This is a genomic window from Alkalicoccobacillus murimartini (genome assembly GCF_030813245.1).
GTDB classification, from domain to species: Bacteria; Bacillota; Bacilli; order Bacillales; family Bacillaceae_D; genus Alkalicoccobacillus; species Alkalicoccobacillus murimartini.
On sequence record NZ_JAUSUA010000006.1, the window covers coordinates 194,567 to 216,321 of the forward strand.

At 39.3% G+C, this 21,755-nt stretch carries 24 protein-coding genes and 1 pseudogene; 23 read left to right on the plus strand and 2 right to left on the minus strand.

Translation table 11 applies throughout. The features are described 5' to 3' along the window. Positions 1-28: 28 nt before the first annotated feature. Positions 29-700, minus strand: a complete 672-nt coding sequence (locus tag J2S05_RS17555) for an NAD(P)H-dependent oxidoreductase (RefSeq protein WP_306985103.1) — start codon at positions 698-700, stop codon at positions 29-31. Between the two features lie 161 nt (positions 701-861). Here J2S05_RS17555 and J2S05_RS17560 point away from each other — a divergent pair, with 161 nt between their 5' ends. The 19 genes and pseudogenes from J2S05_RS17560 (at position 862) to J2S05_RS17650 (ending at position 18,559) form a co-directional block, all read left to right on the plus strand. After that, complete coding sequence (locus J2S05_RS17560) at positions 862-1,014, plus strand: hypothetical protein (protein WP_306985105.1); 153 nt, start codon at positions 862-864, stop codon at positions 1,012-1,014. Then, positions 1,011-1,667 (plus strand): Type 1 glutamine amidotransferase-like domain-containing protein, encoded by a 657-nt coding sequence (locus tag J2S05_RS17565; protein ID WP_306985107.1) that lies wholly within the window; start codon positions 1,011-1,013, stop codon positions 1,665-1,667. The genes J2S05_RS17560 and J2S05_RS17565 overlap by 4 nt, the downstream gene beginning before the upstream one ends. 134 nt (positions 1,668-1,801) lie before the next feature. Beyond that, entirely contained in the window at positions 1,802-2,332 is a 531-nt protein-coding gene (locus tag J2S05_RS17570; RefSeq protein ID WP_306985109.1) for a dihydrofolate reductase family protein, read from the plus strand. Positions 2,333-2,488: 156 nt separating this feature from the next. After that, the gene (locus J2S05_RS17575; protein ID WP_306985112.1) at positions 2,489-3,226 is read left to right on the plus strand and encodes an SRPBCC domain-containing protein; all 738 of its coding nucleotides are present in this window, start codon (positions 2,489-2,491) and stop codon (positions 3,224-3,226) included. Positions 3,227-3,282: 56 nt separating this feature from the next. After that, entirely contained in the window at positions 3,283-3,624 is a 342-nt protein-coding gene (locus J2S05_RS17580; protein WP_306985114.1) for a zinc ribbon domain-containing protein YjdM, read from the plus strand. 26 nt (positions 3,625-3,650) lie between these two features. Beyond that, on the plus strand, positions 3,651-4,352 hold the full coding sequence (locus J2S05_RS17585) for a class I SAM-dependent methyltransferase (RefSeq protein WP_306985115.1): 702 nt from the start codon (positions 3,651-3,653) through the stop codon (positions 4,350-4,352). A gap of 37 nt (positions 4,353-4,389) precedes the next feature. After that, entirely contained in the window at positions 4,390-5,754 is a 1,365-nt protein-coding gene (locus J2S05_RS17590) for a sigma-54 interaction domain-containing protein (protein WP_306985116.1), read from the plus strand. 198 nt (positions 5,755-5,952) lie between these two features. Continuing rightward, the gene (locus tag J2S05_RS17595; RefSeq protein ID WP_306985118.1) at positions 5,953-6,729 is read left to right on the plus strand and encodes a 3-hydroxybutyrate dehydrogenase; all 777 of its coding nucleotides are present in this window, start codon (positions 5,953-5,955) and stop codon (positions 6,727-6,729) included. Positions 6,730-6,783: 54 nt separating this feature from the next. Next, positions 6,784-8,098 (plus strand): annotated as a pseudogene (locus tag J2S05_RS17600) (GntP family permease). Positions 8,099-8,130: 32 nt separating this feature from the next. Then, positions 8,131-9,453 carry a short-chain fatty acid transporter gene (locus J2S05_RS17605; RefSeq protein ID WP_306985120.1) on the plus strand — a complete coding sequence of 441 codons (1,323 nt, stop codon included), beginning with the start codon at positions 8,131-8,133 and terminating at the stop codon, positions 9,451-9,453. Positions 9,454-9,475: 22 nt separating this feature from the next. Further along, positions 9,476-10,198, plus strand: a complete 723-nt coding sequence (locus J2S05_RS17610; RefSeq protein ID WP_306985122.1) for a CoA transferase subunit A — start codon at positions 9,476-9,478, stop codon at positions 10,196-10,198. Beyond that, entirely contained in the window at positions 10,198-10,830 is a 633-nt protein-coding gene (locus J2S05_RS17615; protein ID WP_370873658.1) for a 3-oxoacid CoA-transferase subunit B, read from the plus strand. The genes J2S05_RS17610 and J2S05_RS17615 overlap by 1 nt, the downstream gene beginning before the upstream one ends. Before the next feature lie 181 nt (positions 10,831-11,011). Then, entirely contained in the window at positions 11,012-11,527 is a 516-nt protein-coding gene (locus tag J2S05_RS17620; protein ID WP_306985124.1) for a GNAT family N-acetyltransferase, read from the plus strand. 261 nt (positions 11,528-11,788) lie between these two features. Beyond that, a complete protein-coding gene (locus tag J2S05_RS17625) occupies positions 11,789-15,256 on the plus strand; it encodes a hypothetical protein (protein WP_306985126.1) in 3,468 nt (1,155 codons plus the stop codon). Between the two features lie 133 nt (positions 15,257-15,389). Beyond that, positions 15,390-15,797, plus strand: a complete 408-nt coding sequence (locus tag J2S05_RS17630) for an NUDIX hydrolase (protein ID WP_306985128.1) — start codon at positions 15,390-15,392, stop codon at positions 15,795-15,797. A gap of 90 nt (positions 15,798-15,887) precedes the next feature. Continuing rightward, entirely contained in the window at positions 15,888-16,415 is a 528-nt protein-coding gene (locus tag J2S05_RS17635) for a 5' nucleotidase, NT5C type (RefSeq protein WP_306985131.1), read from the plus strand. A gap of 115 nt (positions 16,416-16,530) precedes the next feature. After that, positions 16,531-16,908 carry a VOC family protein gene (locus J2S05_RS17640; protein WP_306985134.1) on the plus strand — a complete coding sequence of 126 codons (378 nt, stop codon included), beginning with the start codon at positions 16,531-16,533 and terminating at the stop codon, positions 16,906-16,908. A gap of 44 nt (positions 16,909-16,952) precedes the next feature. Further along, the gene (locus J2S05_RS17645; RefSeq protein ID WP_306985136.1) at positions 16,953-17,393 is read left to right on the plus strand and encodes an ASCH domain-containing protein; all 441 of its coding nucleotides are present in this window, start codon (positions 16,953-16,955) and stop codon (positions 17,391-17,393) included. Between the two features lie 149 nt (positions 17,394-17,542). Then, on the plus strand, positions 17,543-18,559 hold the full coding sequence (locus J2S05_RS17650; protein WP_306985138.1) for a serine hydrolase domain-containing protein: 1,017 nt from the start codon (positions 17,543-17,545) through the stop codon (positions 18,557-18,559). A 384-nt stretch (positions 18,560-18,943) separates the two neighbouring features. Here J2S05_RS17650 and J2S05_RS17655 read toward each other — a convergent pair whose 3' ends face one another. Further along, positions 18,944-19,192: a hypothetical protein gene (locus tag J2S05_RS17655; RefSeq protein ID WP_306985141.1), complete on the minus strand. Its 249-nt coding sequence runs from the start codon at positions 19,190-19,192 to the stop codon at positions 18,944-18,946. A 193-nt stretch (positions 19,193-19,385) separates the two neighbouring features. On the opposite strand from J2S05_RS17655, the gene J2S05_RS17660 reads away from it, so the two are divergent. The 4 genes from J2S05_RS17660 to J2S05_RS17675 all read left to right on the plus strand — a co-directional run bounded on the left by J2S05_RS17660 (position 19,386) and on the right by J2S05_RS17675 (position 21,755). Next, positions 19,386-19,508 carry a hypothetical protein gene (locus tag J2S05_RS17660; protein WP_306985143.1) on the plus strand — a complete coding sequence of 41 codons (123 nt, stop codon included), beginning with the start codon at positions 19,386-19,388 and terminating at the stop codon, positions 19,506-19,508. A gap of 17 nt (positions 19,509-19,525) precedes the next feature. Further along, positions 19,526-19,774, plus strand: coding sequence for a hypothetical protein (locus J2S05_RS17665; RefSeq protein WP_306985145.1), 249 nt, complete (start codon positions 19,526-19,528; stop codon positions 19,772-19,774). A 233-nt stretch (positions 19,775-20,007) separates the two neighbouring features. Then, a complete protein-coding gene (locus J2S05_RS17670; RefSeq protein WP_306985147.1) occupies positions 20,008-20,724 on the plus strand; it encodes a Na-translocating system protein MpsC family protein in 717 nt (238 codons plus the stop codon). Between the two features lie 299 nt (positions 20,725-21,023). After that, positions 21,024-21,755: a hypothetical protein gene (locus tag J2S05_RS17675; protein ID WP_306985149.1), complete on the plus strand. Its 732-nt coding sequence runs from the start codon at positions 21,024-21,026 to the stop codon at positions 21,753-21,755.

Here is a 21,755-nt window from a genome sequence, read left to right on the forward strand (position 1 = left end):
CATAGTGTGAACTGCTTTTTTTTCTGATTTATACCCATTTTACTATGTCAGACAATGGCTGTCTGGTTTTTGTTTTCGTTGGTTCTGAAGCTCTGTATCCAAATGCGGCCATGACTGAGATTTTCCAAGTATCAGTGTCGATAATGCCTTCTTGCTTCAGAATGTCATTTACTTTATTAGGTTGAAAGCCTTCAATCGGGCAGGAATCAATACCAATCTGCGCAGCAGAGGTCATCATATTGCCTAGTGCAATATAGGTCTGCTTGCTTGCCCAGTCAAACAGTGATCGTTCGGATTCAAAGAGATTCTGATTATCTTGTTGAAAGGCTTTATATCGCGGAGCAAGTTCTTTGATAGTCTCTTCAGGAAGCTTTTTAACGGTCTTATTAATATAGGAAACATAGCTTGAATCATAGCGAGCCTCTGTATGGGCAAGAATGAGCACAAAGTGACTAGCGGATGTTAGTTGACGGATAGCTCCAGAAGTCACATCTTTCAATTTCTCTCGTACTTCAGGGTTCTGAACAACGACAAACTTCCATGGTTCATAGCCAACTGAGCTTGGAGAAAGCCGAGCTGTCTCTAATATAAATTCAAAATCAGACTCAGAGATTTTCTTGGTGGAATCAAATTCTTTTGTTGCATGTCTAAAATGATAAGCGTCCAAAATTTCTTGTTGTTTCTCGTTTGTCTTGGTCATGTTTTTCAGTCCTTTTTTATATGATGTCAACTAAAGGGTAGCGAAGAATGTACTAATAAACAAGGAATTCGCACTATCGACATATTTCGTTTTCTAGGAAGGTATGAACGAGTTTATCTAGAAGGGCTAAGGTAGAGTAAATGTTAAAGGAGGTTTCTTCATTGAACAGTTCAGCGAGTTTTATTCTTGTTAGCTTATCTTCACTGATGTTTATTATTGTGGTGTTTATGAATTTTATCGGCCGATGGAGTGCAGATCCATTTACTGTCTTTAATGTGGGAGTCATGACAAATCAAAGGTTAAAAAAATCATGAGACAAATTATTGCTCTTGGTGGAGGTGGCTTTTCAATGGAGCCCGACAACCCCACTTTAGATGATTACATAGTAAACCAAGCTGGAACTGCGAATCCAAAAATATGTTTCGTACCAACAGCTGGCGGTGATCAGGATCATTACATAAAACGTTTTTATGATGCGTTTAAACATAAGCCGTGCACCCCAACACATTTGTCTCTGTTTGATGCAAACTTTAAGGACCTAGAAGCATTTGTGTTTGAGCAAGACATTATGTATGTAGGTGGTGGCAGCACAAGGAACATGCTGATCCTCTGGAGGGAATGGGGCTTAGATGAGATTCTTATAAAGGCTTACCAAAAAGAGATCCTTTTAGCAGGAATAAGTGCGGGTGCGATTTGTTGGTTTGAACAAGGACTAACGGACCCACTTAATGGACCTTTGTATAAAATTGATGGACTAGGCTTATTAAAAGGTAGCGCTTGTCCTCATTATGATGGAGAAGAAAAGAGACGACCTTTCTATGAAGCGTTAGTGAAAGAAGGAGGAATCATGGAAGGCTATGGGATTAATGATGGAACAGCTCTGCATTTTATAAACGAATCACTACATCGCTCCGTTCAGTCAACAAAAGGCAAGGGTCAAGGCTATGAGGTAGTGAAGAAAAAATGAAAAAAGCAGGGGAGAGGTATATCCGCTGCTTTTAATGATTTTCAGGACTGATACCTGCTGGGAGCACTTGATAAATTGAGTATGATAGGGGTAATATAAGGAGAACGTATATTCGTTTTTTGGAGAGTGATAAAATGTCTCGTAAGGTCGTTCTTTTTATTGCGGTAAGTTTAGATGGTTATATTGCAACAAAGGAAGAGTCATTGGAATGGTTGTTTAATGTTGAGGGCGAAGGAGATAATGGATACGCTGAGTTTTATGACACCGTTGATACCGTAATAATGGGTAGGAAAACGTATGATTGGATCTCTACACAAATGGAAGATGAATTTCCTTATAAGGGAAAGCAGTGTTATATATTTACGACTTCCACAGAACAAGAAGAGAAAGAAAACATTACATTTGTAAATGAAGAAATTAGTAGCTTACTCAATAGGTTAAAGCAGCAGGAAGGTAAAAATATCTGGATCGCAGGAGGTGGTGGGTTGCTGCAATCATTTTTAGATGCAGAGCAGGTGGATGAAATGATTATTACAGTGGCACCAACTCTGATTGGAAAAGGAATTCGTCTTTTCCCAGAAGGAGACTATCAACTGAATTGGCGATTAAAAGGTACAAGAACATTTAACCAATTTGTAGAACTACATTATGATCTTTCCACATAAAAAAGAAGAGATCCAACCAAGCATTTGCGATGGCTCATGCAGGGTTGGATCTTTTTTTTACATGTTTAACTGGATGAGATTTATAAAAAAGTGTTTGGAAGCCGAAGAAGTAAATGGACACGACAAAACAATTATGTAAAAGGAGAATAAAAAAGAATGAAAGAAATTCTAGTATTTTCGTTTGAAGAGTTAATTGATGCACCGATTGACTTTGTATTTACTTGTTTAAATAAAGACGAGCATGTTGAGCATTGGAATGAGTTAATTGTAAGAAGCATTTATCAGAAACATTCTGAGGATGAACTAGAAGTAGGCTCTACCTATCAAACTGTTCAAAAAGTAGGTAACAAAGAATACACGTTTGAAGCAGAACTGACTGATTATAAGCCTCCTTTTCGAGCTACTATAAAAACAGAGACAAAGGAGGGCGTAAGTATTACAAGGTACCAATTATCAGAAGAAACTGAAGGGACCCATTTGAAAGTTCAGGCGAGTATCACCCCAAGTAACATAAAGTACAAGGTGTTAACTAAGTTATTCGGCTGGTTGAGCAGGTTTCTGTATAAAGATATATACCAACAGTTTGTTAACTATGTTCATGAGCATAATGATAGGTTATGGGACGTTTATTATGAGTCAGAAGACGGGAAATACAGCGTAATTGGTGATCTTCATCTAAATGAAGACAACACATGGGATGTTTTATTAAGCCATGATCATCATGACGTTTACAATTTATTAAAACACTTTGATTATGAATGGGGTGAAGATCGAGTTCATTTATTTCGTGCAGATAGCTTTAAAGAGGCCGAAGCAGGTTTTTTTGAATGGGTGGAGACTATTTGGATTCCGCTCTTACAGAAAAAATATGGAGACGAATATCCGGTTGCCTAAAATGAGAACGAATGATTTACTTACTATAGAACCTAATAGAATGGAGAACAATAAACATGAATGAAATACCAAATTGTCCACAGTGTGAATCAGAATATTCTTATGAGGATGGAAGTTTGTTTGTCTGTCCTGAATGCGCACATGAGTGGTCGACTTCAGCTGAGGCCGAGTCGGAAACAGCTGAGAAGGTAATTAAGGACGCGAATGGAAATGTATTATCTGATGGGGACACGATTACAGTGATTAAAGACCTAAAAGTAAAAGGTAGCTCATCTGTTGTGAAGATGGGAACGAAGGTTAAAAGCATTCGTTTAGTTGAGGGCGATCATGATATCGATTGTAAAATTGATGGGTTTGGTGCAATGAGCTTAAAATCAGAGTTTGTAAAGAAGGTATAAATCTTTCTTTAGAAGAGGTGAGCGAGTTGAGCAGAGATGAGACTAAGAACTACCTAGAACTAGATCGTATTATTTTTATTGGTAGATCCTATGAGGAATACATGGATATGTTTCGCCTGGATCTAAGTGATCTTCAAGATAAGAAGATTTTAGATTGTCCAGCGGGGGCCTGTTCATTTACTGCACGTGCGAGCATGTTAGGGATTGACGTTACAGCGAGTGATATTGCCTATACGCATTTGAGTGATGATCTGAAGAATAAAGGATTGGAAGACATTCGTTATGCGATGAATAATCTAGCAAAGGCAAAAGATGCGTATAGATGGGATTATTTTAGTGATGTGGAAGAGTTGAGAAGACATCGGTTAAAGGCATTAACTGATTGTGTAGATGATATGAATGCTAATCAAGATCGTTATGTTCCAGCCATTCTGCCTTCTATACCATTTCCAGATCACTCATTTGATTTAACCTTATCTGCTCATTTTCTTTTTATGTACAGTGACCGGCTTGATCTAACCTTTCACCTTAAAACAATGAAGGAATTATTGAGAGTGACAAAAGAAGAGATTCGAATCTTTCCTTTGGTTGATCTTGAAGGTCAAAGGTACAACCACCTAGATGAAGTGATTCAGTTCTTGACTGAAGCAGGATGTGTGGTGAAGGAAGTGAAATCAAATTATGAATTTCATGCGAATGCTAATTCAATGCTGGTGATAAAGATCTGAGACTTGGTCTTACAAACTTTCTCTGGAGGTGCTATAAATGTTTCCGTTAGATAACGACTATAAGGATGAGATATTCGAAACCGTTTTTGAAGACGCTTACCATTGTTTTGTAGTTGTTGATAGGCATGGATTTGTGACTTATATGAATAATAGCTATTGTCATTTTCTTAATCGAGAGAAGGATTCGGTGATTGGTCAGCATGTCACGGATGTGATTGAGAACTCACGGATGCATATTGTAGCAGAGACGGGAAAGGAAGAGATTGCAGATCTTCAATTTATTCGGGGAAATCATATGGTTGCAAATCGTATTCCTGTGCGCTCAAAAGGAGTTGTCGTTGGTGCAGTTGGCACGGTTCTGTTCCGTGATACGAAGGAATGGATGAGCATGAACAGCCACATTAAAGATCTCCTCCTCGAGCTCGAACACTATCGAAATCAACAAAAGGGTCAGTATGGTGCGACATATTCGCTCCATGATATTGTTGGCAGTTCCGAGAAAATGAATCGTTTAAAGGAAAAAGTTAAAAAGCTGGCAACCGGTGATGTCTCAATCCTGCTCCGAGGTGAAAGTGGGACAGGCAAAGAATTATTCGCTCATAGCATTCATCATTTAAGTGAACGAAACACAAAGCCATTTATTAAAGTCAATTGTGCTGCGATTCCAGAACATCTACTTGAGTCGGAGCTCTTTGGCTACCAAGAGGGTGCTTTTACTGGAGCCAAAAAAGGAGGCAAACCAGGGAAGTTTCAGCTGGCTGATGGAGGAACCCTTTTTCTGGATGAGATTGGTGACATGCCATTAAGTGCTCAAGTGAAGATCTTACGTGTTCTTCAGGAGGGTGAAATTGAGGCGGTTGGTTCTGTTCGACTGGAGAATATTGATGTAAGAATTATTGCAGCAACCAATCAGCCGCTAGAAAAGCTTATTGAACAACAGAAATTTAGAGAAGATTTATTTTACCGAATTAATGTTGTGCAATTGCAGATTCCCGCATTACGAGATAGACCTGAGGATATTCTAGTGCTTGCTAAATACATTCTTCATAAAATCACACGACGTACAGGAAAAAGAGTGATGGATATTGATGATGATGTAATGAATTGTTTTTATAGCTATCAATGGCCAGGTAATGCAAGAGAGCTTGAAAATGTGATTGAATCAGCGGTCCATTTAACAAGCTCTGAAATGATCAAGCTAGAGGACCTTCCTGACCGGATGCGGGTAGCTGATAACCGATCTAATCAAACCGGAAGCTTGCAGGATATTCTCTGTGAAACGGAGAAAAAAGCGATAAGACATGCATTAGAAAAGGTAAACGGAGACAAGTCAAAAGCAGCGCGTGATTTGAAGATAGGAAAGTCTAGTTTGTATGAGAAGATTAAAAAATATGGTCTGTAACGTATTCTGATATTCTGGAAAATATTCTGGATACCTGGAATAAGGAATATTGTAAGTGCTTACATCGTTCTTTGTAGATCCCTGTTTCCGCAAAAATGGAAAAGGGATCTTTTTAATGTCGATCTTTCGGCGTTTTATAAGTTGGCACACTTATTGCAAGAGGATATATGAAAACATTTGCGAAGGGGAGGATTATAGATGGTATCAAATAAAGTTGTATTCATTACGGGAGCTGCGAGTGGCATTGGTCATGAGATTGGTGTGGCGTTTCTAAAAAATGGGGCAAAGGTTATTTTCTCAGATATAAATGAAGAAAAAGTCACCTTAGCCGTTGACGAATTAAAAAAATCTGGGTTTGACTGCTTGGGATTACAATGTGATGTGACAAAGGAGAGTGAACTGACTCAAGCTCTTGATCAGGCAGTTGAGCAGTATGGAAGACTAGACGTTTTAATAAACAATGCGGGCTTACAGCACGTAGCTTCAATGGAGGATTTTCCAACTGAAACCTTCGAATTAATTACAAAAATTATGTTAGTTGCACCATTTATGGCGACTAAGCATGTATTTCCAATTATGAAGAAGCAAGGGTCTGGGCGAATCATTAATATGTCATCCATAAATGGGCTTGTAGGATTTGCAGGAAAAGCTGCGTACAACAGTTCAAAGCATGGTGTCATAGGGTTAACGAAGGTGGCAGCACTAGAGGCAGCTTCTCATGGCATTACGGTAAATGCCCTTTGTCCAGGTTATGTCGATACCCCTCTTGTTCGTAACCAGTTAAAGGATTTGGCGAACAATCGAGGGGTCACTCTTGATAAAGCATTGGAAGAGGTCATTTATCCTTTAGTACCACAAAAGAGATTATTATCTGTGCAGGAAGTGGCGGATTATGCGATGTTTATCGCTAGTGACTTAGCGGGTGGTGTGACAGGTCAGGCCATTGTCATTGACGGAGGATATACAGCTCAATAAATTGTAAGCGCTTTACTTTGTTGATAGACTATATGAGAAGAGGGATATTTCATGATCTTTAGCATGATTGGACTCATTGGCGGATTAACTCTTTTGATTGTGTTAACGATGCGCGGTATGAATTTGTTAATTGCTGCGCCACTCTCGACTCTGTTCCTCGCTGTTTTCAGTGGCATCCCCTTGTTTCCTCAATTAGTGGGTGATGGGGATCCGAACATGCTTGGTAACTATATGCAAGGTTTCTCTGGATTTGTTGCCAACTGGTTTATCATGTTTTTACTTGGCTCCATCTTTGGAAAAGTGATGGGAGATGCTCGTGCTGCTGATAGCGTATCTAAATTTGTTGTAGATAAGCTCGGAACAAAGTATGCCATTATGGCAGTTGTTGCGGCATGTGCCATCTTAACCTATGGCGGAGTCAGTTTGTTTATTGTTGGATTCTCCGTTTTTCCTTTAGCTCTTAGCCTATTTAAACAAGCTAATCTACCAAGACGTTTTATTCCAGCAACTCTGGCTTTTGGTTCCGTAACATTTACGATGACTTCGGCAGGTTCGCCAGAGATACAAAACTGGATTCCTATTGAATTTTTAGGTACTACAGCATATGCCGCATGGCAGGTCAGTGCGATTGTAGCACTATTCATGATTGTATTTGGTTACTGGTGGTTAAAGAAGATCATCTATCGAGCTGTTGCGAAAGGTGAAAGCTTTGATGTAAGAGAAGGAGATCCAGTTGTGGAGGAAAGGGAGTTACCAAACCCATTGTTAGCTGCTATTCCACTATTAGTTGTGCTAGTCATTTCATTTATCTTTCATGATTCACTTGGAACATCGGCCCTTATTATCGCTTTAACTAGTGGGATCGTTGCGGCTTGGGCGCTTAATCGGAAGTATCTTGATAACGTCTGGGAGTCGGCTTCGGGGGGGGACAATGGGTGCGCTGCTAGCCATTACGAATACAGCTGCTGTTGTTGGATTCGGAGCAGTTGCTCAGCAAACAACGGCCTTTATGGCAGCGGTTGATGTCGTGACTCATTTTCCTGGGAGTCCATTAGTTGGAGCCGCTGTAGCAGTTGGTGTCATAGCTGGATTAACGGGTTCATCATCAGGTGGACAGCAAATTGCTCTGCCACTAATTGCACCTCACTACTTAGATGCAGGAGTGGATCCTGATTCACTTCACCGAGTCGTAGCCATCTCCTCTGGGGCATTGGATACATTGCCTCACGGTGGGTATGTGGTTACAACCATTCGAGCAATATGCGGGGAAACTCATAAAGCAGCTTATGCTTCATTTAGTGCTGTAACCGTTGTTGTACCGCTTCTTGGAGTTGTACTAGCAATCATTCTATTTTCGTTAGGGATGTAGTTCTCCTATTAAATTAGAAAGGGGGAAGCGTTATGTTTGTTCCCGTCATTCGTTTTTTTGATCGAATGGTTCAACGCTATCTGCCTGATGCTTTTATCTTTGCTTTAATCTTAACAGTACTGGTGTTTTTACTTGGAGTTGGGATGACAGACAGTTCACCTGTTGATATGGTCACTCATTGGGGAGATGGCTTCTGGGATCTCCTAGCATTTACGATGCAGATGTCTCTTATTGTTATTACAGGTTACATGTTAGCAAGTGCACCAGCTGTCACCCTATTGTTAAGACGACTCTCGATGTTTGCTCACACTCCTGTGCAGGCCATTGTTCTTGTGACCATCGTGGCACTGACTGCTTGTCTGATTAATTACGGGTTTGGATTGGTCATTGGAGCTTTGTTTGCCAAACATGTTGCACGACAGGTGCCAACGGTTGATTACCGCTTACTTATTGCTTCTGCTTACAGTGGCTTTCTTGTCTGGCATGGAGGTCTATCAGCATCGATTCCTTTAACCATTGCTACATCTGATCACTTTTTAGTGGATAGCCTTGGCGTTATTCCAATCTCTGAAACGTTGTTCACACCCTACAATCTGTTTATCGTGGCTGTGTTATTTGTTAGCCTACCTATTCTAAATGCATTGTCTCTAAAAGCAACCAATCAAACCCAGCAAATTGATCCGGCTTTTCTTGATTTGGGCACAAAAAAGGAAGAGGCAGCAACAAGTGCACATACACCAGCTGAAAGGTTAGAAAACAGCCAGATTTTATCTTTGATCATTGGACTGACTGGACTTGGATATGTAATTTTCTACTTTAGCCAAAACGGATTAGACCTGAACATTAATATTGTGAATTTCACGTTTTTGTTCTTAGCGATTCTATTTCACCGTACACCTAAAAGACTCCTGCAATCTGTAACCGAAGCTGTGAAGAATGCAGGAGGAATCATCATTCAGTTTCCTTTTTACGCGGGAATAATGGGAATGATGGTTGCATCAGGCTTGTCGGATAAAATTGCCCTATGGTTTGTCCAAATCTCAACTGAACAGACATTACCTTTGCTGACCTTTATCAGTGCAGGGTTAATTAATATATTTATTCCGTCTGGCGGAGGACAGTGGGCAGTGCAAGGTCCGATTATGATTCCAGCGGCACTTGAGCTTGGAGCAGATCCAGCTAGAATTGCAATGGCTGTTGCTTGGGGAGATGCGTGGACGAACATGATTCAACCCTTTTGGGCTCTTCCCATCTTAGCGATTGCGGGCTTAAAAGTACGCGATATTATGGGCTTTTGCGTCATTCTGTTGTTTTGGTCGTTTATCCCAATTTCAATAGGGCTATTATTCTTATAAAAACAAGAGAGGATGAATTGAGATGAGTGGAAAAAGAGTGGAACGTATGGAAGATATCATTGATACGATTAAAGACGGAGATACAGTCATTGTTGGAGGCTTTGGATTATGTGGAATTCCAGAAAAAGCGATTTTAGCATTAGCTGATAAAGGGACAAAGGATTTAACGATTGTCAGTAATAATTGCGGCGTGGATGACTGGGGGTTGGGCTTATTACTTGCTAACAAGCAAATTTCTAAAATTATGGCGTCCTATGTAGGAGAGAATAAGCTGTTTGAACAACAATATTTGAATGGAGAACTTGAAGTCGAACTAGTCCCTCAAGGAACTTTAGCAGAGCGTATTCGTGCAGGTGGGGCCGGGATACCAGGTTTCTACACACCAACTGGAGTTGGTACTGAGATTGCTAAGGGAAAAGAAACGAAAGAATTTGATGGGAAAACGTATTTACTTGAAAGAGCGATCAAAGGAGATGTTGCACTAGTTAAAGCTTGGAAATCAGACCCTTATGGGAATTTAATCTACAATAAAACAGCACGAAACTTTAATCCGCTCGCTGCGGCAGCTGGAAAAGTAACAATTGCTGAAGTTGAAGAAGTGGTTGGTATTGCAGAATTGAACCCAGATCACATCCATACACCAAGTATTTATGTTCAATACGTTTTTGAAGGCAAAAACTATGAAAAAAGAATTGAACGCAGAACGGTGAGCGAAAAACAAATCAATGCAAGGAGTGGTCAATAATGTCGTCACGTCAAACGATTGTGAAGCGAGCGGCTTTAGAAATTAAGGACGGAATGAATGTGAACCTAGGCATTGGTATGCCAACACTGATTGCAAACGAGATCCCCGATGATCAGAATATATTCTTACAATCAGAAAATGGATTACTCGGTATTGGCCCATATCCAGTAGAAGGAGAAGAAGATGCAGACCTAATTAATGCAGGGAAAGAAACAGTAACTGCCTTATCAGGAGCTTCATTCTTCGATAATGCAGAATCTTTTGCCATGATTCGCGGAGGGCATATTGATCTCGCCATATTAGGTGGAATGGAAGTATCCGAACAAGGAGACCTTGCAAATTGGATGATTCCAGGAAAAATGGTCAAAGGTATGGGCGGAGCGATGGATCTCGTTCAAGGGGCGAACAAAGTTGTGGTTATTATGGATCATGTCAACAAACAGGGAGAGACAAAAGTGCGGACTAACTGCAGCCTACCCTTAACTGGATTACGTGTGGTAGATCGTCTGATCACAGACCGTGCTGTTTTTGACTTTACTGATAAAGGCATGGTGTTAGTAGAAACACTTGGTGAGTATACTGTTGAGGACATTCGTGAATGCACGGAGGCAGCATTTATAGTAAAAGCATAGGTAGATAGAGAAAGCAGCCCATATTGATGGGCTGCTTTTTTTATTAAAATACTCTAACTAGCTCCACATTCTTTAATAGGATAAGATAAAAATACAATAGCCCAGTAATATGATTCACTGCCCTTTGGCTTTTAAGTAGAGATGACTCGAGTTCAGTTAAGGTAAGGAGGAAGGATCACCAATGATAATTAGAAAAGCTGTTTTGAGTGATGCACCAGGTATTGCTAAAGTACATGTGGATAGTTGGAGAACTACATATAAAGGGATTTTTCCAGATTCGTTTTTAGATAAGCTTTCCTATGAGAGTCGAACTTCTTTATGGAAAGATAATATTGCAGCAGAGGGAGATCCTATATATATTGCTGAGACGAAAGAAGGTCAAGTCGTAGGATTTGCCTCCGGTTCAAAGCGAGAAACAAATAAAGACTCGGAGTCAGGAGATTTAACCTCTCTATATATTCTAGAGGAATATCAAAGGCACGGTATTGGCAAAAAGTTAATGAAGGAACTAGTCACTAAGCTGAGCGAGCATGGTTGCACATCCCTTTACGTTGAAGTGATAGCTGATAATCAAGCTACACATTTCTATGAATTACTTGGTGCAAAGCTACATTTAGAAGAGCAAATGAGTGTGAAGGGCGAGGATGTTGATGTCATTATTTATAAATGGGAGTCCATCGATGACATTCAATTCTGATGTCATTAGATAGAAAATTCAAACAAGAATCTCACGTACTAATTTATCTTTTGTTCAGGTAAGTCTAAATTTTTATTAGGAAGGTCTATGATTTGTGCGGACTATTTCTCATCTTTAGGTACATATACTAGGAAAATCATTTCTCTTTCTAACTTTTGAAAATGTAGAATAGTATGTAAATATTCTGAAAATAAAGACCTGGTACTAAAAAAAGATATAAACTACATGGTAAGTATTAGGAATCACGAGGGAGTGATTGACTTGGAGCAAAAACAAAAGGAGCAGCTTAGTCGTATTGATTCTGCAATGGATGAGGTAAAGCTATTAGCTCAAGAAGATTTAATTCCATTGTCAACGTATAAAGAAGTGAAAAGAGGCTTTGATGCAAAGCTTTTTGCTATAAAAGAAGAAGAGAGGCTCGCACAATTAGAAGAAAAAGCGGACCCTCAAGAAGAATCAATCAAACTGAACAACTCAACTCCAGAAGCGATTGAGCAAGAGTCGGCGTCTGCGCCATCTCCAACTGTCCCAGAAATCGTGAAGAAGCAGCGTTCTCCTGAAGAGAATCGCCAAAGGCGATTAACCTATATCCTTACATCGGGTGTGGCATTGCTCTTGCTTGGGGGAGTTTTACTTGCATTAACTAACTGGTTGGTGCTTGCGGATACAACGAAAGTTTTTCTTATTAGTGGAATAGCCATTGTTTTTGCTGGAATGAGTTATCTAGCGAACAAATTGAAGATTCGCCAGACGATGTTTGCCTTTTTGATGTTGTTTGCTTTCTTTGTTCCAATTGTCTTTTTCTCTATTAGTTATTATGGAGTGTTAGGTCCTTATTTATCTATTGGTGGAGAGGGGAGCATGCTCTTTGCAGCAATTGCCTCATTACTTTGTGCAGCGTTATATGCATTTCTGCATCGTATGGAAACCCATCTTGTTTTTCAAATTGTAACGCTAGTGGCTACAGGGGCTAGTTCTCTGTATGCAGCAGGCTATGTAACAGCAACGGTTGACATGTATATTTTGACGCTTTCTGGGCTCGTATTCGTTCAGCTTATTCTTTGGAATAAAGGCATGAATAGTCAATATTTACAGGCGTATAGGTTGTTGCTGCCTTGGTTTGTGTTGTCCCAACTTATTCTTGTGTCTTTCATCCAATTTGCTTTCTTTGGTTGGGCACAGGGTGACTTCTTAAATGTAACATTCATAGGTATGCTGTATTACCTAATCGCAGTAAGACACAGCGCATATAATGGATTATCCGTTCCTGGAGTATTAGGATTTAGCATAGGATTAAATGGCTTAATCTCATCAAATCAATACATGTATTCATCGTATTATGCCCTGACGTTGCTCATCCTTCCTGCCATCCTTTTGGCTGCATATGAGATCGAAAAGAAAAATGGTCGTGACAAGATTTTGTATGTACCAATAAAAATTATTTTTCTGATAACGGTTGTTATGACTCATTTGGTTGGTCAGTTGATGTTATTGATAGATGAATCTTCATTAAATCTATACGCTCTAACTCTCATTGGTGCCACTGCCTTATTCATGAGATGTAGTTGGTTTGCAAGGAGCAGGGTGAGTCTATTCTTTGGTTATTTACTTAGTGCTTATACGATTTGGTTACTACTCACGTTCTATATGGAATCATTGATAGTTCGTTCTATTCTAATGGCTATCGTCCTTATTGCTAGTTACACTGGAATGATATTCGTACAGAAGATTAATATAAAACTCATTCGTCATCCATTAAAGCTCGCTACGTCTATTGCGCTTCTGTTACTTGCATTGCAACTGTCTTTAAGTGAGGAATGGGGTCTTCTAACAGGTTTATTACTAGTGATTACGGTCTTAGCGTCACTATTTTCAAGATTTGAGCAGGCAAAGGTTAAGAGTTGCACAGAAATGGTTGGTGTAGGTTCCTTGTTTTTTGCAGTGATTACCTCTCACTCTGCCATCTGGTCCAACTCGCTTGTACGACCTACTATAGAGACAGCCAATCATTATCTAATTGGGGCTGTTTTAGTAAGTGCATTTTATTTTCTATACAAACGACTTCACGGAAAAAAGACAGCAGAACGTTCATTTATAGCAGGCGGTTTATTGTTCATCATCATGTTCTTTCACGTTCTCTTTGAGTATCCATTGATGGCTACTACCTATGCTTACCTGCTAACGATCTATGCCGTTGTACTAACTATGTATTTTTTAATGGCAACGATTATTGTTTTCAAAAAAGAAGAGTTCTATTGGGGAGTCATTGTATTTAGTATTGCCGCATACATGAGTCTCCTACATTATTCATTTGCAGAGTCATCTTTTGGTTTTTGGTCCGTCCTGTTAGCTTCTGGAGGTGTGTTTACCTGGATTGGCAGAGGAGTAAGATCAAGAACTACTTATGGTAGTTTGCTCTTCTATACAAGCGGTCAGGCTCTGCTTTTACTTGTTGGTCTTGCTTATGTAGCTATAAGTGATGTTAATGATCTTTCCATTCATGGACTTCTTGTACCGTTCGCTTTCTTGCTTGTAGAAGTGATCTCATCGAGAAACAGAGGCTGGCGCATAGGGCAAAGTATAGTGGCGGTTCTCTACTTATTGCTTCACAATCTGATATGGTTTAATGAACTACCTATTGTCACAGGAGCAGACAGCTTACTTTTAACTGGGGCGTTAATCCTTCTGTGTATGCTGTGGAAACCACTCTCATACAATAAAAATGGAGTACTAGTAGGGTTAGGTATTCTGAACATTTATCCGATCGCCATTATGCTTGTTGAGTCAACTAGCTACGGACTGTGGAAAGTAGGCGTGGTTCTCCTCATTTCCGTGGCAACCATATATTATATTGAAGAGAAGTGGAAGAGAGTCGATTATTCGGCCATTCCATATGTCCTTGTTTCGATGGTGGTGCTTCTAAGCCATCTAGAGACACTCACTATTGTTATTCTATTATTGATTTTGGCATTTGCAGGGAAAGCTGCAGGGGTCCACTATATGGGCTGGTCCTTAATCCAAAATAAAAGAGTAAACAGTTATCAGATTATCAGTACGATCCTTGTTGTTTTAGCTAGTATGCAGTTACGACTCGATACGATCATTGCAACAGAATTAGAATTGACATTGGCAACTGTACTTCTGGCCTATCTAGTTCTCTTATTCATCAAGGAGCAGAGCCGAAATGTCCGGTATGTGAAAGCTGTAACCTTGATCGCGGGATTTTATTATCCATATTCCCTTCTGCTCTCCCTTCTACCTATTGCAGATGAATATGTTGTTTTCCTCTATGCAGTGCCATTTATGATTCTTGTTAGTCTTTTACTACGAGTGGTAGCTAAAGAAGAGTCATGGAGACCACCAAGTGAAATGGTTGTTGTCGTTGGCAGTTTTGTTGTGATGAGCCTGTCTACGCTAGCTAATCAAACGTTATATGGTAGTTTAACCTTAAGTATATTGGCTGTTATAGCGATCTTAGCTGGTTTCTATTTGAAGTACGCCGCATACTTCATAACTGGTGTCGTGGCTCTCTTGGTGAATACACTCTATGCCACGAGAGTGTTCTGGTTCAGTATTCCATGGTGGGTCTACCTTATGGCAGGTGGAGCAATTCTAATCGGTTTTGCTACGTATCAGGAGCTCAAAAAGCGAGAAGACGAGACGACCATACGAGAACAATGGCAACAACTTGTACGGAAAATGAAAGGTTTTTTTAAGCAATGGAAATAACGATGTCGTAGTTCTTAGACACATGTTGTCTCTCGCAGTAAGGCCAAACATCCTAGTTGGATTCTTTGGTCTTACTAAAGAGATGGCAAGACATTCTTCAGTTCCTATATCCTAAACAGAGGGCGTGATACGTATGCATGGTCCAAAACACATTATATCGGCAGCGACGGTTGTGTTAAATGAGAAGGATGAAATGCTCCTTATAAAAGGTCCAAGAAGAGGGTGGGAGATGCCAGGTGGTCAGGTGGAGGAAGGTGAATCATTAACGGACGCAGCGATTCGAGAAACAGAAGAAGAAAGTGGAATCATCGTAGAAATAACAAGGTTCTGCGGGATCTTTCAAAATGTAGAGAAGGGCATTTGTAATAGTTTATTTTTGGGGAAACCTATTGGAGGCGAGTGTCGAACATCAATAGAAAGCGAAGAGGTTGGTTTCTTTCCTATTGATCAAGCACTTGATATGGTGACGTGGGGTAACTTCAGAGCTCGGATCGAGCACTGTCTCGCAAACAAAGATGAGCCTTTTCTTGTGTCATTCTAATCATACTCGTTCTTATACTTTTAACGTTAGAGGGTACATTAACATAATCAAACTGGTGACTAATGAAGTTATAATAGAGGAAGTGAGAAAATGAAAAAACGAATTGCGATTGATATGGATGAGGTGATGGCTGACTTTATCCCTAAACATTTGTCTCTGTATAACCAGCAATACAATGAGAACATTACGGTTCAGGAACTGCATGGCTGTACGTTGGAATCACTTAGACCTGATAAAGAGGACATCATAAAAGGCTACATAAAAGAACCAACTTTTTTCCGGGATCTTGAAGTCATGAAGGACTGCCAAGAGGTGATAGAAGAGCTAACGAGTTCATATGAAGTATTTATCACAACAGCAGCTATGGAATATCCAACTTCATTTACAGCAAAGTATGAATGGTTGAAGGAACATTTTCCTTTCTTAAGTGATATGAATCTTGTCTTCTGCGGAAATAAGAGCATTATCAGAGCGGATTATTTAATTGATGATAATTCTCGCCACTTTAAAACCTTTCAGGGACAAGGCGTTCTCTACACAGCGCCTCACAATATTCATGAGACTGGACAAGTCAGAGTGAACAATTGGCAAGAGGTACGGAATTATTTTCTAAAGTGATAATAAGAATCCACCCCGCATCAATGAGCTGGGTGGATTCTTTAATGAAGATACTACCTACATAAATACTACTTATAGTAAGATGAAAGAAAACAATAACGAGGAGTTGGTTCATATGAAAGTGAAATTAGATATGGTTGGTATCGTCGTAAAAGATATGAAAGCTTCATTAGATTTTTATCGTTCACTCGGATTTAGTATCCCTGAAAGCTCAAACAATGAACCACATGCTGAGATAAATCAAGATGGATTCAGATTAGGTTTTGACACAGTAGATATCGCTAAATCAGTGTATGGATCATGGGATGAACCGACTGGACATCGAATTGAATTAGCTTTTCTATGCGAAAGCAATGAGGAACTAAATAAGCTGTACAATCAAATAATTGAGAAGGGTTATGAAAGTCATAAGGAGCCATGGGATGCTTTCTGGGGTCAGCGTTATGCGATTGTGAAGGATCCTGATGGAAACTTGATCAGCTTATTTGTCTGAAACAATTAGTTAGAAAAACATAAGTAGGATAAGAGGTGCGCGATATGAATGAAGCAGCATGGAACTATTGGCTTGAGTACTGGGGAGAAGAGCAACCCCCAGACTCAGTAAGTGCTGGACAATTTGGTGATGAACCGGACTATCTCGCCGGATTGGTCATAAATGGTACGAAAACAGCTACATGCTATGGTTATCAACTATATGAAATAGAGAAAGTACAAATCCCTACTGTAGGAGATTACAGCATCATTCTTAATAAAAAGGATGAGCCAGTTGCCATTACTCAAATAACAAAAGTTGAAATAAAGCCATTGAATGAGGTTGATGAAGCGTTTGCCATAGCGGAAGGTGATGGTTCGTATGAGAACTGGTACACCATACACAAACGCTATTTCACTGAGAAGCTACGAGAAGTGGGTATGCAGTACAAAGAAGACATGCTATTAGTCTGTCAGACAATTAAATTAATTGATAGTCATGCTTAACCTATATTTTCCATAATGATATACTTAAGGAGAGAGGGAGGGTTGCTATATGTTGAGAATCCATCAAATGTGAACGCTTTATTGAGTTATCTTTTTTGATCAGTCTGTAACGACAACCGCTCAAAAAAGATAAATTAAGGAGAATGTATATGAAGATAAGAGGGATTGAAGCAAAAGTAGATAAAGTTCAAAAAGATATTCAATTTTCAGGGACAGTCTATGCAAAGCTAGGTGATGAGGTTTTTACAAAAAGCTACGGGTTCGCAAACCGTTCGGAGAAGCTTGAAAATCAACTAGATACAAGATATGGTATCGCATCTGGTTCTAAACCTATTACAGCAGCTGCCATTTTTAAGCTTGTAGAGCAGGGAAAGCTGTCAGTTGATTCAAGGTTAAGCGAGTACCTAGATAAAGAGTTTCCTCATTTTGATAAAACAATGACCATTCATCATCTGCTCACGCATACTTCTGGAATTCCAGATTATTTCGATGAAGATGTGATGGACGATTTTGAAGAGCTCTGGGTAAAACACCCAATGTATCTGATTAGAGACTTGAGTGACTTTTTGCCACTTTTTCAGAATGAACAGATGAAAGCAGCGCCAGGCGCCACATTTCATTACAATAATGCTGGTTATATTGTGTTAGGCCTTATTGTTGAAAAGGTAAGTGGCATGTTATTTAGCGACTTTGTAGAGACATATATCTTTCAAAAGCTAGATATGGCTGACTCCGGGTATTTTGAGATGGATGCGTTACCAGAGCGAACGGCTCTTGGTTACATTGAAAAGCCTGACGGTGGCTACCGGACGAATGTGTATTCCCTTCCAGCCAAAAGTGCTTCAGATGGTGGAGTATATGTCACGGTAGAGGACATGATAAGGTTCTGGGAAGGAATCATCAGTTACAAACTGTTGGATGAGGAGTTAACCAATCTGTTTCTAAAGCCTCAGGTTGAGATTGAAGATCATTTCTTCTATGGATATGGTCATTATATTGAGACAAATTCAGAAGGGATAACCAGGCAGATACTAATGGGGTATGATCCTGGTGTGAATTTCAGAGCAGTATTCTATCCTAAAACATCGCTCAAAGTAGTCGTTTGCTCTAATGTATCAGAAGGCGCCTATGAGATGATTTCAGAAATACGAGATCAATTAAAATAAGATTTAAGGGGCTGGAACAGAACTGTTTTAGCTATCTAAAAACCCGAACCATTTTGCGGTTTAACTCGCATAATGGTTCGGGTTTTTGTCAACTAAAAATAAGAGAGTGAGGCTACCGCTCCGGACATACACTCCGCTTTCCATGGGAGGCTGGTGAGCCTCCTTGTGCTTACGCACTGCGAAGTCTCACCCTAGCCTTTACTCCCATAGGAGTCTACATGTATGTCCTACGCTGGTTTTAGCTCAATTGTAAGGGAATTGAGTTACTGACAAAATGAGCGAATCTCATCTTTAGCTATACACTATTCAAATTGTTCGTCGTTTCATGTCATTAGTATGACTATGTCTTAGCCCTTTTATGAGTGAGTTTTAAGAAGAGCTCTACTAATTACGAGCCAAACTTTCAACGTAATCGATTCCTTTGGTTGTTAACTCAATATACAAATTATCTCGACCTTGTCTCTCGGTTAAAAGATAACCCTTATCTTCAAGGTAACGGTAAGCAAGTTCTTCTTCTGTTTCCGTTTCTGTAACCACTGTTTTGAGTGGAGAACCAGAGTGTTCAAAGTAATAGTGGTACAAATCCTCTACTAATTTGTCTCTTAGTTGTTGCCTTTTCTTCATTGCGGTCAAGTGATCTCCTCCTAAATGTTGTTACTTACCTAATTTCCCTGTGAGATAAACTGTCAAACTGCAAATTTATCTAGGAATAAAAGAATGATGGTAAGGGGAGCAAATTGGATTATTTCTTTTTTATGGTTATGTGTCACTAAATATTCTCCTCATCATATGGTACATAAGGCTATATAAAGTGGGAGGAGTATTTATGGAAAGTTCCTTCAAGTCAGGCGCTTTATTTTTTATTGTTGTGATTATTTTCATCTTATTTAGTGTGGGGGCAGCTCGTTCAGATTCAACATTGGGTAGTGCTGAGATCATTTCGACATAATAGGAGGGAATCAGTGCATGGGTAAGGATGGAAGTCATTATGACGGTATGTTTTCAAAATACAGCTTGTCCCCTCAACAAATTGCAGTGATTACGGGAATCCTGTTGGATGCATTGGTTGTTCAAGCTGTATTAGTAGATAATAATCAACGTGTTGAGATTGTATTAGAGGGACATTTATCTGATGGGGGAAAAGTTAATACGGTGGTTAACGATATTTATAATATGAAATTTGGTGAGATCTTTAATGGGTTTCCAAGGAAATAAAGTTACTACATGTTTAAACCTTAGGGTAGCGGAATGTACCTCAAGGTTTTTCTTGGTTGAAATTAAAAAAAATGAAAAAGAGGAATAAGCTGATGGAAAGGGGGTATTAATAGATTTTAAGAGAGAGAGTAGGGTATAAGAAAGACGCATGCCTTTTCATATGCAAGTATGGCTAGTATACTAAAAGTGGACGAGAAAAATAATGTTCTTGTCTCCACAGAAGGAATAGAACAATGGAAAAATCAGTACAAACAGAAATCGCCAGTTACATAGGTAAATTACTAAGGGATAACTTTGGTAAGGGACCATCATCGGTATATGTTTCAATTAAGAAGCCGTTTATTACTATGCATTTGCGAGAATTTCTTGCACCAATGGAACGGGTGTTAATGTCTCAACAGAAACATTTGAAGGTTGAGGAAATAAGAGATTTATTAATGACTGAGCTTATTCCTGAAGTAAAAGCTACATTAAAGGCAAGTCTTGGAGTATCCATTGATGAGTTATATTATGATTGGTCTCTGCATAATCGCTCTGGCATTATTATTGGAGTCATGCATGAGGATGGGCTGGAATCTGGAGAAGTACTTGAGGATTATCCACAAAAAGAAGCGATTCATAATGAAGTCGCTCAAGTTAGTAAACAAGCCGAGAAAATACCTGAAACAGTCAACTCTTGCTTTTTGAATGAGCGAACGTTGATTGTCAAAAGAACAGGTATTCTTGTTAGAATTGAAAAAGAGCTGATCCGCTCAGGCTTTGAAGAGCAGTTAAAGCTGACCAAAAGACATTTAGAGAAAAGTCTACTTGAAACAGGAGACTTTAATGATATTCTCAATTCAGAGATAATGGATATCTTTGTTGATTGGGATTTTAAAGAAGATAAAAGCTACATCACATTTATACTACAACCAAATAAAAGCCATGGTAGTAACGGGTCAGACAAATAGAGCTGAACGTAAGCCGGAAGGGATTAATCTCCTTTTCGGCTTTTTTTTGTTTAGTATCACAAGATAAGGGGAGATACACGATGAAATTTCTAATTGATAATACTCAGCAACTAATACACCGATCCTCCTTTGTTAGAGACGCATGTAAGTATCATACAACAGCTCTTGAAAGCAGAGAAAGTACACACGATGAGAATTATGTGTTGAAACTCATTAAAGAAAAAAACTATAAGAAATGTAGTAAGTGTTATCCGGAATATGATAATCGGTACTCAATACATTAGATTTGAGAGGTTTATATGTTTGGTTTATATGATTTATTTCGCTTGATTGTTTCGGCATTAATAATCTTACCTATAACGACCATTATACGGGAGTCAGGCTATTATTTTGCGGTTACGATTCTAGGGGCGAAGGAGAAAAAGCTAATTGTAGGTAGTGGTCCCATTCTTTTTACTTTGCCCACTATTGAGGTTAGACGGTATTTTTTTATGTATAGTTGGATGGAATATGAAGAATTAAATCCATCTAATCGGTTCTGGCACGGCTTAATTTATGCTTCACCAATTATTAGCCCTTTGGTTGTTGGATTACTTATTAATTCTCTGTTAGCTACGGATATACTCGAGAGCAACATGTTTTGGAGTACATTTCTTTTCTATATCTTTTATTATGTATTCTTTGATCTCATTCCTGTTTATCTTCCAGATGGTCAACCGACAAATGGCAGAGCTATTTTTGATTTGATTTGGCACGGACAGAGATCTGATTATATGAAAGAGGATTATAAAAAAGACAAACCATCAACTAAGGATAATCGTGACGGGTATACCGAGGCGCAAGAGGACACGATTGAAAATCGTGACCGCGACCAAGAAGATAGGGAAGACCATACCGATCCTGAACATAAAAAAACTACTGAAAAAGAAGGAAAAGGCTACACGAACACCCAGGAGGACACGATTGAGAACCGAGATCGGGATCAAGAGGAAAGAAAGGATCACACCTCTCCTGGGGAAAATGGAAAATAA

Coding starts and splice junctions, on each gene's coding strand:
- J2S05_RS17660 (WP_306985143.1), top strand. CDS start 19,386: ATGGAAAGTTCCTTCAAGTCAGGCGCTTTATTTTTTATTGTTGTGATT.
- J2S05_RS17635 (WP_306985131.1), top strand. CDS start 15,888: ATGAAAAAACGAATTGCGATTGATATGGATGAGGTGATGGCTGACTTT.
- J2S05_RS17595 (WP_306985118.1), top strand. CDS start 5,953: ATGGTATCAAATAAAGTTGTATTCATTACGGGAGCTGCGAGTGGCATT.
- J2S05_RS17605 (WP_306985120.1), top strand. CDS start 8,131: ATGTTTGTTCCCGTCATTCGTTTTTTTGATCGAATGGTTCAACGCTAT.
- J2S05_RS17565 (WP_306985107.1), top strand. CDS start 1,011: ATGAGACAAATTATTGCTCTTGGTGGAGGTGGCTTTTCAATGGAGCCC.
- J2S05_RS17650 (WP_306985138.1), top strand. CDS start 17,543: ATGAAGATAAGAGGGATTGAAGCAAAAGTAGATAAAGTTCAAAAAGAT.
- J2S05_RS17575 (WP_306985112.1), top strand. CDS start 2,489: ATGAAAGAAATTCTAGTATTTTCGTTTGAAGAGTTAATTGATGCACCG.
- J2S05_RS17630 (WP_306985128.1), top strand. CDS start 15,390: ATGCATGGTCCAAAACACATTATATCGGCAGCGACGGTTGTGTTAAAT.
- J2S05_RS17640 (WP_306985134.1), top strand. CDS start 16,531: ATGAAAGTGAAATTAGATATGGTTGGTATCGTCGTAAAAGATATGAAA.
- J2S05_RS17580 (WP_306985114.1), top strand. CDS start 3,283: ATGAATGAAATACCAAATTGTCCACAGTGTGAATCAGAATATTCTTAT.
- J2S05_RS17610 (WP_306985122.1), top strand. CDS start 9,476: ATGAGTGGAAAAAGAGTGGAACGTATGGAAGATATCATTGATACGATT.
- J2S05_RS17670 (WP_306985147.1), top strand. CDS start 20,008: ATGGAAAAATCAGTACAAACAGAAATCGCCAGTTACATAGGTAAATTA.
- J2S05_RS17675 (WP_306985149.1), top strand. CDS start 21,024: ATGTTTGGTTTATATGATTTATTTCGCTTGATTGTTTCGGCATTAATA.
- J2S05_RS17615 (WP_370873658.1), top strand. CDS start 10,198: ATGTCGTCACGTCAAACGATTGTGAAGCGAGCGGCTTTAGAAATTAAG.
- J2S05_RS17590 (WP_306985116.1), top strand. CDS start 4,390: ATGTTTCCGTTAGATAACGACTATAAGGATGAGATATTCGAAACCGTT.
- J2S05_RS17555 (WP_306985103.1), bottom strand. CDS start 700: ATGACCAAGACAAACGAGAAACAACAAGAAATTTTGGACGCTTATCAT.
- J2S05_RS17570 (WP_306985109.1), top strand. CDS start 1,802: ATGTCTCGTAAGGTCGTTCTTTTTATTGCGGTAAGTTTAGATGGTTAT.
- J2S05_RS17665 (WP_306985145.1), top strand. CDS start 19,526: ATGGGTAAGGATGGAAGTCATTATGACGGTATGTTTTCAAAATACAGC.
- J2S05_RS17620 (WP_306985124.1), top strand. CDS start 11,012: ATGATAATTAGAAAAGCTGTTTTGAGTGATGCACCAGGTATTGCTAAA.
- J2S05_RS17645 (WP_306985136.1), top strand. CDS start 16,953: ATGAATGAAGCAGCATGGAACTATTGGCTTGAGTACTGGGGAGAAGAG.